Origin of the sequence: Tardiphaga sp., from assembly GCF_044340795.1 — a bacterium.
Lineage (GTDB): Bacteria > Pseudomonadota > Alphaproteobacteria > Rhizobiales > Xanthobacteraceae > Tardiphaga.
Genome location: NZ_JBIISY010000160.1, coordinates 1 through 14,303, shown reverse-complemented (window position 1 = coordinate 14,303; position 14,303 = coordinate 1). Strand labels below are relative to the sequence as shown.

Sequence of the window (14,303 nt, the reverse complement as noted above, 5' to 3'; positions counted from 1 at the left end):
CCGGTGCGCGCTGCTGTGCTGGTAGTCGACGCCGAACAGCATCTTGTGGTCGATGAAGCCGGTGCGGAATTTCGCCTCGGCCTGGTTGTCGACGACAGCGCCGCCGAAATCCTCGACCACCGAGGTCTTGGCGCGCTGGATCTGGTTCGGATTGGCCGCGCTCGTATAGCCTGGATTGGCGGGGATCGCGTAGAACTCGCTGTTCAGGTGCTGATAGCGAAAATTCTGGCGCACGGTCCAGACGCTGTCGAAACGATGTTCGAGCTCATAGCCGCTCGAATACCATTCACGGCGATAGCTGTCATGGGAGGGGTCGCCGACATAGAAGCTGGTCGGCAACCGGCCATAGGGATTGGCCGGCACGCCGCCGATGCCCGGCATCAGGCCCTGCGCCGGCAGATAGTTCGGCTGAAAACTCTTCGGATCGTTCTGGTAATGATTGAGGAAGGTGATCCTGGTGTCGTCGGTCGGCTTCCAGGTCAGCGACGGCGCGATAAAGACGCGCTGCTGCTGGGTGAAATCCACCGAGGTGTTCGATTGCATGCCGAGACCGGTGATGCGGTAGAGCAGCTGCCCTTCCTTGTCGATGCGTCCGCCGATGTCGAAGGCCGACTGGATGCGATCATAATTGCCGGCCAGCGCCTCGACCTCGCCATAGAAGCCGCGATCGAGCGGGCGCTTGCTCACCATGTTGATGAGGCCGCCGGGATTGGTCTGGCCATACAGCACCGAAGCCGGCCCCTTGATGACCTCGACGCGCTCGAGGCCATAGGCATCGATATTCGGCACGGCGTAGGAAATGCCACGCTGCATCTTCAGTCCGTCGAGGAACTGGGCATAGCCCGCCGTAAAGCCGAAGCCACCGAAGCCGCGGATGAAGACGTCATCGAAGCGATTGCCCGGACGCGAGCCGGCGAGCACGCCTGCGGTGTAGCGCAGCGATTCCGCAACGGTGAGCGAGCCTTGCTGGTCGATCTGGTCTTGGCCGACCACGGAGACCGACTGCGGATTCTCAATCAGTTTGGTGTCGGTCTTGGTGCCGGTGGCGCTCTGCTCGGCCACATAGCCAGGCACGGGGCTGGTCGCCGTCTCGCGGGCCGACACGGTGCTCGGAACGGCTGCGGCTGGCGCACGCTGGGGAGCTGCGCGGGTCGCGGCCCGCCGCGCGGCGCCGGACGGGCGCGCACTGCGCGCGGTCCGGCCGGCGCGCTGGGCGGGCGAACTCACCACCACGGGCGGCAGTTGCGACGCACTTGCTGCGGGCGGATCGCTCGGGCGCGCGGTTTGCGCAATGGCGTGGAACGAGCTTCCCGACATGAAAAGCAAGCCCAGCGACACGCAGACCGGTCGCGATGCGCTGCGAACCGCTGCAGAAAATGTGCACGTCATGATAATCCCCGCCCCCAAATGACTTCAGAGGCGTTATTCAGTTTGGCGCATGCTTTCGCAATCGACGTGACTTTCGATATTCGCGCAGTTTCTTTCGATCCAGTTTGGGATCGTTTTAGTTTCCGCATCAGGACTTGCGCAGCTTGCTCGGCGACACGCCGAAGCGCTGGCGAAAGATCGTGGTGAAATGGGCGGGTGAATAGCCGACCCGATAGGCCGCTTCCGACACCGTCACCTCGCCGCTCGCCAGCATGCGATGCGCCTCCTGCAACCGGTGATCCTGCAGCACGCCGAATACAGTCGTCCCGAAAGCGCGGCGAAAGCCAATGGTCAGCTTGGACGCGCTGAGGCCGACATCGCGCGCCAGTTCGGCCAGCGATGGCGGCTCGTCGGCATCGGCGATAAGCCGGTCATAGGCGGCGTGGACACGCTGCAGGTCGGCCGCCGAGAACGGCTGCTCCTCGCGCTCCGGCTGCCGAAGCATCGGGTCCAGCGCGGCGGCGACCAGCTCGAAGCTCTTGCCGGCCAGATACATGTTGCGCATCGTCCCACGCATCGGACAGGTGACGATCTGCGACGCCAGCGATTGCAGCACCTGATCGCCCTTGGCAACATGCAGCAGCGGTTTCTCGGCCTGCTCGCGTTGCCGCTTCACCGCGGCGAGATCGATTCCGAGCGCATCGAGCGCAAGGGAATATGCGACCTGGATGATGACAAAATGCAGCGGCATATCGCCCGCGATCCAGCGGACGCTGTTGCTGTCGTGCTCGTTCAGGATGACGCAGGACTGTGGGCCGCTGATCTCGACCAGCGGGTGCCCTTCGAGCTCGATCTGCTCGCGTCCGCTGAGGACGACCACCACTTTGAGGCCGCGCTTCAACGGGCCTGCACCAGACGACTTCGCCCCCAGTTCATTGATTCCCGACGAGATGATCAGATCACCAGCGAACAGCTTCAGGTATTGGCGAGACTCCGGTCGATTGATGCTCTCGCCCGCTTGGGCGATTGTCGCTGTCCTTTGTGCCATGTCCCCGCTCGGCTTGGTGAAGAGCGACACTAGACGAAAACGACATGATACGGACGCCACCGAATTAGAATGGCTCTATTTTTCGAAGGTTGCGATCCGCCCCACGCCAGACCCTGTCATTCACCGCCGAGACCTCAGCGCGTGCGGTCGCGACAATCCAGGTCGTAGACTCATAAGATCGCAGACACAGTCGCATTGACGCGAGCTGGACCATGCCAAGGAAGTTCGCGGCCAGTTTGTCATAGCGCGTAGCGACACGTCGGAAATGCTTCAGCTTGGAAAAGAACCGCTCGATGAGGTTGCGCTCACGCGCAAAGATAAGCGCCGGTGGTGTCACCTTCTCCGGGCAGACCTTGATTTTCGTACCTGTCGCTGTCGGAATTCACTGATGCCGCTCGTCATGTCTGAGTGAAGGCAACGGAGACAACCAAATGCATAAATGGGTAATCGCGTGTCGGTGTGAGAAAGTCTCAATCTCTGCTGTTGGTCGCCCGATAGTGAGTTCGGCTTGCTTTTGTTCGGACTGCCAGGCTGCCGGGCATGACATCGAACAACTTCCGGATGCCCCAAAGCTCGTCGGTGATGATGGAGGAACCTTCGCCGTGCTTTTCCGGAAGGATCGCGTAAAGATGATGCAGGGCCAGGATTTTCTGCGTGAGCACCGTCGCAATCCTGACAGCCCTACGCGACGTGTGATCGCGACCTGCTGCAACAGTGCCATGTTCCTCGATTACACGAAGGGTTTCTGGCTTAGTATCTACACAGACCGGTTCGTTGCTGAGGCACCAGCCCTGCAGACAAGGACGATGGTTAAGCAACGCCCCCAAGGCGTTACTCTGAAAGACGACGTCCCGAACTACGACAGCTTCTCGGGAAAGTTCATGGTCAAGCTCATGCTGGCATGGGCATCAATGGGCTTCCGGTCGCCCCAACTCGGCGCCATGTCGTCCATAGCCGCGCCGGTTCTGCCAAGAAGCTGAATGTCCGCACTTCAGTCATTTCGGCCGTCGCTAGTTTATGGGTTCACGGCCTAATGCGCATCGATCCACCCGCTTCCCTCTAACCGCGGATCTCCAGCGACGCCGGCGGTTCGTCGCGCGGACCGATGAAGCGTCCGAAAACACGCGCGAGCGCGGCACCCACACCATTCATCAGCAAGAACATCGCCGGCACGAAGATCAGCGACAGCAGCGTGGAGACGATCAGTCCGCCGATCACGGCCACGGCCATCGGCGCGCGGAATTCACCGCCGACGCCGAACGCCATGGCCGACGGCACCATGCCGGCTGCCATGGCGATGGTCGTCATGATGATCGGACGCGCGCGATTGCGGCCGGCCTCGACGATGGCGGCAGCAGGGGCAACGCCCTTCGCCATGGCTTCGACCGCAAAATCCACCAGCATGATCGCGTTCTTCGTCACCAGTCCCATCAGCATCAGCACGCCGATCACCACCGGCATCGAGATCGGCATGTTGAAGAGCAAGAGCCCGAGGATCACGCCGCCGAGCGACAGCGGCAGCGAGGACAGGATCGTGATCGGCTGCAGGAACGACCCGAACAGCAAGACGAGCACGGCATAGACCATCAGGATGCCAGCCCCCATGGCCAGCACGAACCCGTCGAAGACCTCGGTCATGATCTCGGCATCGCCGGTCTGCCGGATCGTCACGCCGGGCGGAAGATTGCGCGCCGTCGGCGTGGCCATCGCCTGGGCGATCAGCGAGCCCAGGGCGTCGGTGCCATCCATATTGGCTTCAACCGCGACCCGGACCGCACGGTCATAATGCTCGATCACCCCCGGCCCCTGATTGAGCGCGATATCGGCGACCGATGCCAGCGGAACAGCCGCGCCATTCCTGGTCGGGATTTTCAGGTTCTCCAGCTGGGCGACTGATCTCCGCTCGCTTTGCGGGAGTTGCACCCGGATCGGGATCTGGCGATCGCCCGCATTGAACTTGGCCAGATTGATGCCGACGTCGCCGATGGTCGCGACTCTGACGGTGTCGGCGATGACACTGGTCGAGACGCCGAGATCGGCAGCCACGCCTTCCTTGGGGCGGATCCTGACCTCCGTCCTGTTCAGCGGCGCGGTGGACATCACCGCGACCAGATTCGGGATCGCGGCGATATCGCGCTGCAGGCGGCTGGCGACGTCGGTCACCGTCGCCGTGTCCGGGCCACTCACGATCAGGGCCATGTCGCGCTGGCCGCCCTCACCTACCTTCCAGGAGCGGATATCCGGCTCCCGCGCCATCAGCGCCGCAATCTCGGTTTCGACGGCCGACTGTTTCAGCGATCGCTCGTTCTTCGGCGTCAGATTGATGGTGAAGGCAGCAAGCCGGGTGTCTTTCTTGCCGAGATGCCGTCCGCCGTCGACGAAGACCGACTTCACCTCGGGCAGCGACCGGATTCGTGCGACGATGCGATCGGTCACCACGGATGTCTCGGACAACGTGGCGCCCGGCGCAAGTTCGACCATGAACAAGGTTCGGGCATCATCCTGCCGTGGCACGAAGCCTGACGGCAGCAGCACGGTCGATGCCAGCGAGGCCGCGAAGAGCCCCAGTCCCACAGCGAGCGTTGTCCCCCGATGGCGGACCGTCCAGCCGATCACCTTCATATAGGCGCGCATCAGGCGCCCCTCGCGCTTCTCGACATGCGTTGTCGGCCGCAGGAAATACGCCGCGAGCACCGGCGTCACGAAGCGGGCCACCAGCAGCGACACGAACACCGAGATGGCGATGGTCAGGCCGAACTGGACGAAATAGCGACCGGCGATGCCGGGCATGAACGACACCGGCGCGAACACTGCGATCAGCGCGGCCGTGATCGCAATCACCGCAAGGCCGATTTCATCGGCGCCTTCCAGCGCCGCGCGATAGGGCGACTTGCCCATCCGGATATGGCGATCGATATTCTCGATCTCGACGATCGCGTCGTCGACAAGAATTCCGGTCACCAGCGTAATGGCGAGCAGGCTGACGCCATTGAGCGTGAAGCCGAGCAGATGCATGGCCCCGAAGGTCGGGATGATCGAGAGCGGCAGGGCAATGGCGGCAATGACCGTCGCGCGCCAGTCTTTCAGGAACAGGAACACGACCAGAACTGCCAGCGCCGCGCCCTCGAACAGCGTGTGCATGGCAGAATGATAACTGCCGATGGTTGCCGACACCGATGAATCGATCGCCTCGAATACGAGGTCCGGATAAGTGGCCTGCAGCTCGGTGATCCGTTTCTCCACGCCGGCGGCAACCTCCGCATCGCTGGCGCCGCTGCTGCGCGACACCGAAAAGGCCACCACGGGCTCGCCGTTGAAGCGCGCGAAGGTGCGCGCCTCCTCGACCGTATCGGTGACCTCGGCCAGTTCGTCGAGCCGCACCTTGCGGCCACCCGATACGACAATCGACGTCGCCTTCAGGTCCGCGATGGAGCTTGCCGCAGCCAGCGTGCGGATCGACTGTTCGCGGCCGCCCACCTCGCCGCGTCCGCCGGCCATATCGGCGGCGGTGATGCGCAATTGCGCATTGACATCGGCCGCGGTGACGCCGAGCGCCTGCAGGCGGTCCGGCTGAAGTGTTACCCGCACCTCGCGCGCCGATCCGCCGACACGCTCGACCCCGCCCACTCCGCGCACCGCCTGCAGGCTGCGCGCGATCTTGTCCTCGACCAGCCACGACAGGTCGGCAGCCGTCATCGCTGGCGCCTTGACCGCATAGACCATGATCGGAAGCCCCGCGATATCCACGCGGCTGATGATCGGCTCCTCGATCGTGCGCGGAAGATTGACGCGAATGCGCGAGACCGCATCCTTCACGTCGTTGAGCGCGCGATCGACATCCACTTCAAGCCGGAACTCGATGGTCGAGACCGACGCCCCTTCCGAAATGGTGGAGGTGATATGCTTGACGCCGCGGATGCCTGCGATGGAGTCTTCGACCCATTTCGTCACCTGGGTCTGCAATTCCTCCGGCGCCGCGCCCGATTGGGTAATGGCGACCGAGACGATCGGCAGATCGATATTCGGCATGCGCGTCACCGCCAGGCTCCGGAAGCTGGCAGCGCCGAGCACGGCGAGTACCAGAAACAGGATCACGGGCGCGATCGGGCTGCGGATGGCCCAGGCGGATACATTCAGGCGCACGTGGCCCCCTTGTGTTCAATGATGCCGATGGACGGCGTGACTATTGCGCCAGGCGCTCCGAACCGTCCGGATCGCTCATCGCGGCGGTCGACGTTCGCTTGGCGTGGATGGCGCGGACGCGATCGCCATCGCGCAAAAAACTTCCCGCGCGCAGAACCACGGCTTCGCCCTCGGACAGACCTTCACGGATCTGGACGTTGTCATTGTCCGCAAGACCGATGCGCACCTGGCGGAATTTCACGACGCCTGCGGAGACAACGAGAACGCTGACATGACCGGTGTCGCCATAGAGGACCGCGGTCTGAGGAATGGTGACGCCGCGTTTGCGCTCGACCTCGATGCCGCCCTTGGCGAAAGAGCCGATGCGCAGCGCCACATGCGGGTCGAGCTTGATGCGCACCTTGCCAAGACGCGTCGTCCGATCGACCTCCGGATAGACCACACGGACACGGCCCTTCACCCGCTCGCCGTCGCCGAGTTCGATCCAGGCCGGACGTCCCTCGCGCAGCATCGGGAGCTTTGTCTCGATCACGTCCCCTTCCAGTTCGATTTCGCCGCGGGCGATCAGCCGGAACAGCGGCTCGGCTGAGGCCGACGCGGACATGCCGACACGCGCCGTTCGGCGGCTGACGATGCCGTCTTCCGGCGCACGGATGTCGGTCCGCGCCAGCCGAAGCTGCAATTCATCACCCAGCGCCTTGGCCTGCTCCAGATCGGCCTTGGCGCTCACCAGACCGTTGCGGGCGAATGCCGTCCGTCCTTCGGCCTGCCGGAGCGCCGATGTCCGCGTCTCCAGCACCACCGCCGTGGCGTTGCCGGTCTGCATGAGTTGCCTGGCGCGTTCGAAACCGAGCCGGGCCTCGGTCTCCGCGGCTTCGGATTGGGCGATACTGTTCTCGGCTTGCGGCACCGCGGCAGCGGCCTTGTCGATATTCGCCTTCTGCTGCGCGATCTGGCGATCGACGAGGTCCCGCGACAGCCGGGCAAGCACCTGCCCGCGCATGACACGCGCGCCTTCCTCGACAAGGACCTCGGTCACCCGATGCCCCTCGATTTCCGGCGTCACGAGAATCTCGTCGCGAGGCACCAGCGTTCCGGTGACGACGAGATCGTCCGCGATCTCGCGAACAGTCGCGGTCGTCACGCTGACGACGGGCACGACCGCCTCTGCCTTCACGGGCTCGGCCTCGGCCCGGTGCGGGATCACAGCAGTCTGTGCTGCCGCGACAAGCACGATGGCAGCAATCATTCGAATGGTCTTCATCAGCTTCGCTTCGTTCCCGGACATCACACAACGCTAATCAACAAAGGAGGCGCCCACGGGGCGAAAGTCCGGATCCTGGCGCAGTTGATTCTGCTGCCATCGCAACAGTTCCTTGCAGCCGCGTGCACGTCGATCGCCGACGCGCTCCTGCTGACAGGGAAGCGGCATCGCTTGAGCACTTCGCTCCGGATGCCCTTGAACGGCTCCGCCAGTCGCATCGACCGAGCGATCATGTTGTTCGAAGGCCGCCGACGTGCGTACATCCATCAACGGATAGGCCGCGATCGCCAGCAAGTTGACTGTCGCCGCGATGAACAGACCCATCATGATCCGGTCTCCGGCCGACGTGACAGTCAGCCTCGCTCCAGTTGCCTTCATGATCTCTCCATCGACGGCCCGACGCAACGACCGCACCGAAATGTACTTCGCGGTCGAGCAACGGAGAGAAGCGTGCCATCCCTACATTGCGCCTGCATTGTGTGGATTGCGGAAGGATACGATTTTCGAGAACGTATCAGTGCGCGAGCGGCAGCGTGAGCCGGAAGCAGGCGCCGCCGCCGGGATGATCGACAACGGCGAGATGGCCACCATGACGAATGGCGATCTCGCGCGCGAGGCTGAGGCCAAGTCCGGCGCCGCCGGCGCGCGGGTGCAGGCGATGGAACGGCGCGAAGATGTTCTCACGCTCGGCGTCGGGAACACCGGGACCGTCATCTGCCACCTCGATGGCGCCGTCATTTGTCACGACAAGCGCGATGCGTCCGCGTCCGCCGCCATGCTCGATGGAATTCTGGATGAGGTTCGTCACGATGCGCTCGAGCGATCCGGAGTCGCCGTTGACGATGACAGGACGGCCCGGCTCTTCCAGGGAAAGTTCGTAACCCGCGGCGATGGCAAGCGGTGCCAGATCGGCAACGGCGCCGCGGCACAGCTGAGCCAGATCAATGTGACGGAACGGCATGTCGTCACGCCCGATGCGATGCATGTCCAGCAATTGTTCCGCGAGGCCGGCGATCCGCGCGGTGTCAGTCTGCAATTTGGTCTTGTAGTCATCGACAGGCATCGCCGCGATGCGGGTCTGCAGGATCGCGATCGGCGTCCTGAGCTCGTGCGCGGCGTCGAGGATGAAGCGGCGTTGTCGCTCATAGCCGTCGTCGAGCCGTCCCAGCGCGCCGTTGATCGCGTCGACCATCGGCAGGATTTCCGAAGGCACATCGGACACCGGGAGGCGATATCCCCGTCGGTCGATATCGATCGTCTTGGCTTCCCGGGCGACATTTGCCAGCCGCTTGAACGTACGGCCCACGATCATGGGAATGGTGACCGCCGTGATGATCGTCAGCAGCACCATGATCGGCACGACCAGAAGATTGGCCAGAAAGAAAACCGCATAGGTCATGCTGACCAGCTTGCCGCGGCCGAGCACCGTGACGTTACCCGTCGGACCGGACACGTTTCTCACGATGGCCAGAATCTCATGCGACGATCCGGTGTCGCGAATATCGGCAAAACTGATGCGATCGAGCCGCCCTGCAATCGCTTCATAGATCGCCGGCACCTGCCCTTCCCGCACGATTTCTCCTGAACTGACGCGTGCGACAAACCAGAGATCTGGAATGGTCGCGCGGAGCTCCTTGAGCTCCTTGGTCTCCGTCAGTTGGACGCTGCCGTCTTCGTTCCGAACCAGTGCGCGCGCGACCGTTTCGGTGAAGCCCGGATCCGACAATGTGCCGTTTCCGACCGCCTGCGCCACATAGACGATGAAGGCGGTGGCGACGACGATCAACACTGCGGCTTGCAGCAGCAGCAGTTGGACGATCAGTCTTCGGCGGAGGGAGCGCGGTTTGCTGCCTGCCATCACGCGATGGGCCGCAGTAGATATCCGACACCGCGAATGCCGTGGATCTCGACTCCGGCGCCAGCCTCGCTGAGCTTCTTGCGCAACCTGGAAATATGAGAATCCAGTGAATTGGACTGGATCGCGTCGTCGTAATTGTAGACGGCCTCCTCGATCGCACTGCGCAGCACCGTGCGCCCGTGGCGACGTATCAAGGCCTCCAGCACGAGCAGCTCGCGCCTGGGCAAATCGATGACGGTCCCGGCGACGCTCGCTTCGCGGCCATCGAGATCGAAGGCGAGTTCGCCGACGCGCACATGCAGCGGCCGCCGCTCGGCCGGACGCCGCAGCACCGCCCGGATGCGCGCGAGCAGTTCGTCGATCGCGAAAGGCTTAGTGATGTAATCGTCGGCGCCATGATCGAGGCCGCCGATCCGTTCCGGCAGCGAGCCGCGCGCGGTGATGACGATGACAGGAACTTGCGAATTGTGCGCGCGCAGATGCCGGATCAGATCGATGCCGTCGCCGTCCGGCAATTGCCGGTCGAGCAGGATGACGTCATGCGCCCCGTCCCGGACGGCCGTTTTGGCGATATCCAGCGTCGGCACGTGATCGACGATCGCGTCGTGCCGCTGCAACGCGGACGTCAGCGCTGCCGCCATCTCCGGCTCGTCCTCAACCAACAACAGACGCATCGATACCTCGCCACCTACAAGCGCGGGCCATTGTGATGGACGTCGATTGCAGGAACATTGCGGCATCGGGCCGTGTTCCAGAACGCGGTCCGCGGCATTGCACGCAGGCACCGTATCGGGAGCGACATTGCGACGCGGTCAACCGGCCCGTCGCTGTTCCCTGGGCCGCAAACCGCTTTGACAACTGTGTTCCGCTGCAGCAGGCGTCGCTTCGTTGTTTGCTTCAAGCGCTCCAAGCGAAAACGGTAACGCTTGCTTGTAGCCGTATGCTGATTTGGCGCGTAAAGCGGAGTCGGATTCGAAAGTGGATCGCTCGACTGCGATCGGAACTGGGGTAGCGTGCCAGACTCAAAACACTACGCCACCGCGGTTCTTCCCTCCCGCACCACCTTCGCGAAGCCGCTTCTCGCTCTGCCAGATGGGGTTCAGCCCTACCGGATCGACTGGGTCAACGCGTCGGTCATCGGTGGCGTCCACGCGCTCGCCTTGCTGGCCTTGCTGCCGCAGTTCTTCAACTGGACCGCCGTGATCGTCGCCATCGTCGCTGCGCGGCTGTTCGGCCTCTTGGGGATCAATATCGGCTATCACCGATTGCTGACCCATCGCGGTTTTGCGTGTCCGAAGTGGCTCGAACACAGCTTCGTCGTGATCGCGATTTGCTGCGCTGAGGACACGCCTGCGCGCTGGGTCGCGGTGCATCGTCGCCATCACGAAACCTCCGACGACCGGCCCGACCCACACAGTCCCCTGGCCGGGTTCCTGTGGGCGCATGTGGGCTGGCTGCTGGTGAAGAATCCGGAACTGGCACGGCTCGGCATCTATGAACGCTATGCGCGGGACGTGTTGCGCGATCCGTTCTACGTCAGGCTGGAGCGCAATTTCTGGCAGCTGCGGATCCTGCTGATCCAGCTCAACGTCTTCTTTCTGGCCGGCCTCGTCGTCGGCCTGCTGCAAACGGGCTCAATCCTCGGCGCCATCCCCATCGCGGTGAGTTTCATCGTCTGGGGCGTGTTCGTGCGCACGGTCTTCGTCTGGCACCAGACCTGGGCCGTGAATTCCGTGACCCATGTGTGGGGCTACCGCAATTTCACCACCGACGATGACAGCCGCAACAACGTCTTCATCGGCCTGCTGGCCCATGGCGAAGGCTGGCACAACAACCATCACGCCGACCAGCGCTCGGCGCGCCACGGTCGCCGCTGGTGGGAGGTGGACACCACTTACCTCACCATCCGCCTGCTCGAGAAAGTCGGCCTGGCATGGGACGTCGCATTGCCGCGGGCCGTGCAGGAGACCCCGGGCGCCATCCGGCAGACCGGCTCACAGACTTGATCGTCTGAACGCCTGCAGATCGCGATGGAAGAATGAAGCACGGCGACGACGGTGCGCGGTCCGTGCGGCCGCAGCCGGTCAGCCCGCCTTCTTCGGCTTGTCGACCACCACCATCGCCTGCTCGGCGGCGCGGGTCATCAGGGCGGCGTATTCCTGGCCGAACAGGACGTGGCAGAAGCGGATTGCGGTCTTCGCCTGCATCTGTCGATAGGAGCGCACGCGCGCATCGCCGGCGCGCAGCGACTGCACCAGCGCCTCGGTGGATTTCTCGACATATTGCTGCAGGTCCGAATAGGTCCGCAGCGTCACTTCGTTGATCGCCAGTTCGCTGGCAAAGGTGCGGCATACCGCAACGAAATTGATCAGCGCCACGACTTCCTCGACCTCGGACGGATCGATGGTCGCGGTCGGCGCGATCTCCTTGTCCGGGCGCTGCCGCAACAGGCGACGCACGCGGCCCGGCACGCTCTCGATTTCCGACTGCAGCGTCGAGGAGATCTCCACCCGGATCGCCGCCATCTGGCGCCCCCAGGCGCTGTCATTGCGCATGTCGAGTTCGGTGCGCAGACCGCGCACGCCGTCATGGGCGATCTTGAGCAGTTCGGGGGCGCTGTCGAGCTGGCCGCGCCGGATGTCCGCGCGCAGGTTGGCGGCGACATTGTGGAGGTCGGCCAGCGCCATGGTCACGGACACGCCATAGGGCGTCGCAGCCACGCGGATTTCGTCGTCGGAGGCGGCGATCTTCACCGCAAGGCGGATGATCTGCCAGGGCGAAGCCAGCCGTTGCATCACCAGCGACAGCGCAAATGGCAGCACCTGCGGCGTCGTCAAGGCGGGCGTATTGAGTGCGGCGCCGACGGTGGAGACATGGGCATCGCTGAAGCTGCGCAACACGCCGGGCAGCTTGCCGGCGAAGGCATCCAGCTGCTCGCGCGCCTTCAGCGCCGCGCCGATGGCCGGCAGATCCTCGACGGCGTGGGTCGGCCCGATCCGCGCCGAGCGGCTGCCGCCGTTGCCCGCCAGGACATGGGCGATGGCGCCGGCCGCCGCCTGCTGGAATTTCTTCACCGCGCGTTCGATGGTGGCGGCATTGTCGGCCGCGGCCGCGATCGCCGCTTCGAACTCCTGCACCGCATCGGCTGCATCGCGCTCCAGCCACTGCCAGACCGGCAGCAGCGACGGCCGGCGGATCTGCCCCGGGCGCACCGCAGCCACGCCATCCACCAGGAACGGCTCCAGCGACTTGAACACCAGGCGCGAGGGATCCTCGACCCGCGGCCGCACCGCGTCGACATGCCCGCGCATGACGCCGCGCAAGATATCCAGCACGAAATGCGCGACCTTGACGTCCTCGCCGCGTTCGATCGCGCGCTCATATTCGCGCAGCAGGAGCATCTGCGACTGCTCAGGCAGCTGCGCGAGATAGTCCCGGAGACGATCGATGGAGGTCTTGTTCATAAGGCCCAGAAATCAGCACTCGCCGGCGGGTTCAAGACCGAAAGCGGCCACCGGACTTTGTAGCAGCACCGTCGTTAAAAAGCGGTTGAGGACCACAACCTATGCGGCCGCAGCCCACGCCCCTTCCGGGCTCTTGCAGGCGGTGCCGCGGGCCGAGCTGATGTCGCCATTCACGGTAATCGTGTGGGAAAAGCCGCGGCATTGCTGGCCCTTCTGGCTGTAGACCGGGCCGGCCACGATATTGCCGTAGCGCCCGCTCAGCTCGTTGCGCCACGGCACCGGCGCACCGGGCGCGCCGCGGTCGAGGGCGGTGAGCTGGGCCTCATAGGCCAGCCGGCGATCCTCGTCATTGAGCCGGGCGCCGAGCCTGCTGCCGATCATGCCGCTGAGGGCGGCATTGGTGACGGCCGCGGCGGCCGCCTCTTCCGACAGGCCGACGGCCGATTTGGTGCTGGCATAGGCCCGCGCGATCGTGTCGGTGCCGAGGCTCATGCTGCCGTCCGAGGTCGTCATGTCACAACCACCCAGCGCCAGCGCAAGCGCGGCAACACAGAGCATGTTGAACCTGGACATGGACGGGAACCTCGCACGCAATACTGGCGATCACCAAACGCCAAAGTGGTTACGAACGGGATAATTCGGGCGGGATCAGGGCGCCGGATGTGGAACCTAGACCCCCGGCAGCACCAGCTCCGCCCGCAACCCGCCGATCGGCGCCTGGCCTAGGGTCAGGCTGCCGCCATAGAGCGCGGCGAGGTCCACCACGATGGACAGGCCGAGGCCGGAGCCCGGCTTGGTCTCGTCCAGCCGCTGGCCGCGGCGGGCAACCTGCGCCCGTTCGTCATCGGACAGGCCCCGGCCGTCATCGTCCACCACGATGCGCAGCTTGGGCGACGGATCGCCCGTCCCTGCCCGCTCCACCTCGACCGCGATGCTGACATGGTGGTCGGCCCATTTGCAGGCATTGTCGACGAGATTGCCGACCATCTCCTCGAGATCCTGCTTCTCGCCGCGGAATTTGGCGGCGCCATCGGACTTCAGCTCGATGTCGCAGCCGCGATGGATCTTCTCCATGGTCCGGCACAGCGCCTCCAGCGCCGGCGTCACTTCGGTGACGGTGCCGATGATGGTGACCCGCGACGCAATCCGCGCGCGTTC

The 14,303-nt window shown here is 64.2% G+C and carries 13 protein-coding genes and 1 pseudogene; 2 read left to right on the top strand and 12 right to left on the bottom strand.

The genetic code is table 11. The annotated features are described in order from the left end of the window. From ACIQ17_RS22375 to ACIQ17_RS22360, 4 genes and pseudogenes are all read right to left on the bottom strand, one after another. The coding region (locus ACIQ17_RS22375) for a TonB-dependent siderophore receptor (RefSeq protein ID WP_398471357.1) at positions 1–1,389 on the bottom strand (1,389 nt) is incomplete at its 3' end. Between the two features lie 127 nt (positions 1,390–1,516). After that, the gene (locus ACIQ17_RS22370) at positions 1,517–2,416 is read right to left on the bottom strand and encodes a helix-turn-helix transcriptional regulator (RefSeq protein ID WP_398471356.1); all 900 of its coding nucleotides are present in this window, start codon (positions 2,414–2,416) and stop codon (positions 1,517–1,519) included. A gap of 196 nt (positions 2,417–2,612) precedes the next feature. Further along, positions 2,613–2,726 (bottom strand): annotated as a pseudogene (locus ACIQ17_RS22365) (IS5/IS1182 family transposase); the annotation flags it as partial. A gap of 160 nt (positions 2,727–2,886) precedes the next feature. Then, the gene (locus ACIQ17_RS22360; RefSeq protein ID WP_398471355.1) at positions 2,887–3,078 is read right to left on the bottom strand and encodes a hypothetical protein; all 192 of its coding nucleotides are present in this window, start codon (positions 3,076–3,078) and stop codon (positions 2,887–2,889) included. Between the two features lie 57 nt (positions 3,079–3,135). On the opposite strand from ACIQ17_RS22360, the gene ACIQ17_RS22355 reads away from it, so the two are divergent. Then, positions 3,136–3,396, top strand: coding sequence for a hypothetical protein (locus ACIQ17_RS22355; RefSeq protein ID WP_398471354.1), 261 nt, complete (start codon positions 3,136–3,138; stop codon positions 3,394–3,396). Positions 3,397–3,475: 79 nt separating this feature from the next. Here ACIQ17_RS22355 and ACIQ17_RS22350 read toward each other — a convergent pair whose 3' ends face one another. The 5 genes from ACIQ17_RS22350 to ACIQ17_RS22330 all read right to left on the bottom strand — a co-directional run bounded on the left by ACIQ17_RS22350 (position 3,476) and on the right by ACIQ17_RS22330 (position 10,355). After that, the gene (locus ACIQ17_RS22350) at positions 3,476–6,559 is read right to left on the bottom strand and encodes an efflux RND transporter permease subunit (protein ID WP_398471353.1); all 3,084 of its coding nucleotides are present in this window, start codon (positions 6,557–6,559) and stop codon (positions 3,476–3,478) included. A 40-nt stretch (positions 6,560–6,599) separates the two neighbouring features. Beyond that, positions 6,600–7,823 (bottom strand): efflux RND transporter periplasmic adaptor subunit, encoded by a 1,224-nt coding sequence (locus ACIQ17_RS22345; protein WP_398471352.1) that lies wholly within the window; start codon positions 7,821–7,823, stop codon positions 6,600–6,602. A 33-nt stretch (positions 7,824–7,856) separates the two neighbouring features. Then, positions 7,857–8,150, bottom strand: a complete 294-nt coding sequence (locus ACIQ17_RS22340; RefSeq protein ID WP_398471351.1) for a hypothetical protein — start codon at positions 8,148–8,150, stop codon at positions 7,857–7,859. A 187-nt stretch (positions 8,151–8,337) separates the two neighbouring features. Next, positions 8,338–9,681 (bottom strand): sensor histidine kinase, encoded by a 1,344-nt coding sequence (locus ACIQ17_RS22335; protein WP_398471350.1) that lies wholly within the window; start codon positions 9,679–9,681, stop codon positions 8,338–8,340. Further along, complete coding sequence (locus ACIQ17_RS22330; protein ID WP_398471349.1) at positions 9,681–10,355, bottom strand: response regulator transcription factor; 675 nt, start codon at positions 10,353–10,355, stop codon at positions 9,681–9,683. The genes ACIQ17_RS22335 and ACIQ17_RS22330 overlap by 1 nt, the downstream gene beginning before the upstream one ends. Before the next feature lie 339 nt (positions 10,356–10,694). On the opposite strand from ACIQ17_RS22330, the gene ACIQ17_RS22325 reads away from it, so the two are divergent. Next, positions 10,695–11,687 carry an acyl-CoA desaturase gene (locus tag ACIQ17_RS22325; protein ID WP_398471348.1) on the top strand — a complete coding sequence of 331 codons (993 nt, stop codon included), beginning with the start codon at positions 10,695–10,697 and terminating at the stop codon, positions 11,685–11,687. Positions 11,688–11,765: 78 nt separating this feature from the next. Here ACIQ17_RS22325 and ACIQ17_RS22320 read toward each other — a convergent pair whose 3' ends face one another. From ACIQ17_RS22320 to ACIQ17_RS22310, 3 genes are all read right to left on the bottom strand, one after another. Continuing rightward, complete coding sequence (locus ACIQ17_RS22320; protein ID WP_398471346.1) at positions 11,766–13,145, bottom strand: hypothetical protein; 1,380 nt, start codon at positions 13,143–13,145, stop codon at positions 11,766–11,768. A 99-nt stretch (positions 13,146–13,244) separates the two neighbouring features. Then, on the bottom strand, positions 13,245–13,718 hold the full coding sequence (locus tag ACIQ17_RS22315; RefSeq protein WP_398471345.1) for an RT0821/Lpp0805 family surface protein: 474 nt from the start codon (positions 13,716–13,718) through the stop codon (positions 13,245–13,247). Between the two features lie 96 nt (positions 13,719–13,814). Next, the coding region (locus tag ACIQ17_RS22310; RefSeq protein ID WP_398471344.1) for an ATP-binding protein at positions 13,815–14,303 on the bottom strand (489 nt) is incomplete at its 5' end.

Excerpts from the sequence above, each read along its gene's own strand:
- ACIQ17_RS22370 (WP_398471356.1), bottom strand. The coding sequence starts at position 2,416 with ATGGCACAAAGGACAGCGACAATCGCCCAAGCGGGCGAGAGCATCAAT.
- ACIQ17_RS22355 (WP_398471354.1), top strand. The coding sequence starts at position 3,136 with ATGTTCCTCGATTACACGAAGGGTTTCTGGCTTAGTATCTACACAGAC.
- ACIQ17_RS22345 (WP_398471352.1), bottom strand. The coding sequence starts at position 7,823 with ATGAAGACCATTCGAATGATTGCTGCCATCGTGCTTGTCGCGGCAGCA.
- ACIQ17_RS22340 (WP_398471351.1), bottom strand. The coding sequence starts at position 8,150 with ATGATGGGTCTGTTCATCGCGGCGACAGTCAACTTGCTGGCGATCGCG.
- ACIQ17_RS22335 (WP_398471350.1), bottom strand. The coding sequence starts at position 9,681 with ATGGCAGGCAGCAAACCGCGCTCCCTCCGCCGAAGACTGATCGTCCAA.
- ACIQ17_RS22330 (WP_398471349.1), bottom strand. The coding sequence starts at position 10,355 with ATGCGTCTGTTGTTGGTTGAGGACGAGCCGGAGATGGCGGCAGCGCTG.
- ACIQ17_RS22320 (WP_398471346.1), bottom strand. The coding sequence starts at position 13,145 with ATGAACAAGACCTCCATCGATCGTCTCCGGGACTATCTCGCGCAGCTG.
- ACIQ17_RS22315 (WP_398471345.1), bottom strand. The coding sequence starts at position 13,718 with ATGTCCAGGTTCAACATGCTCTGTGTTGCCGCGCTTGCGCTGGCGCTG.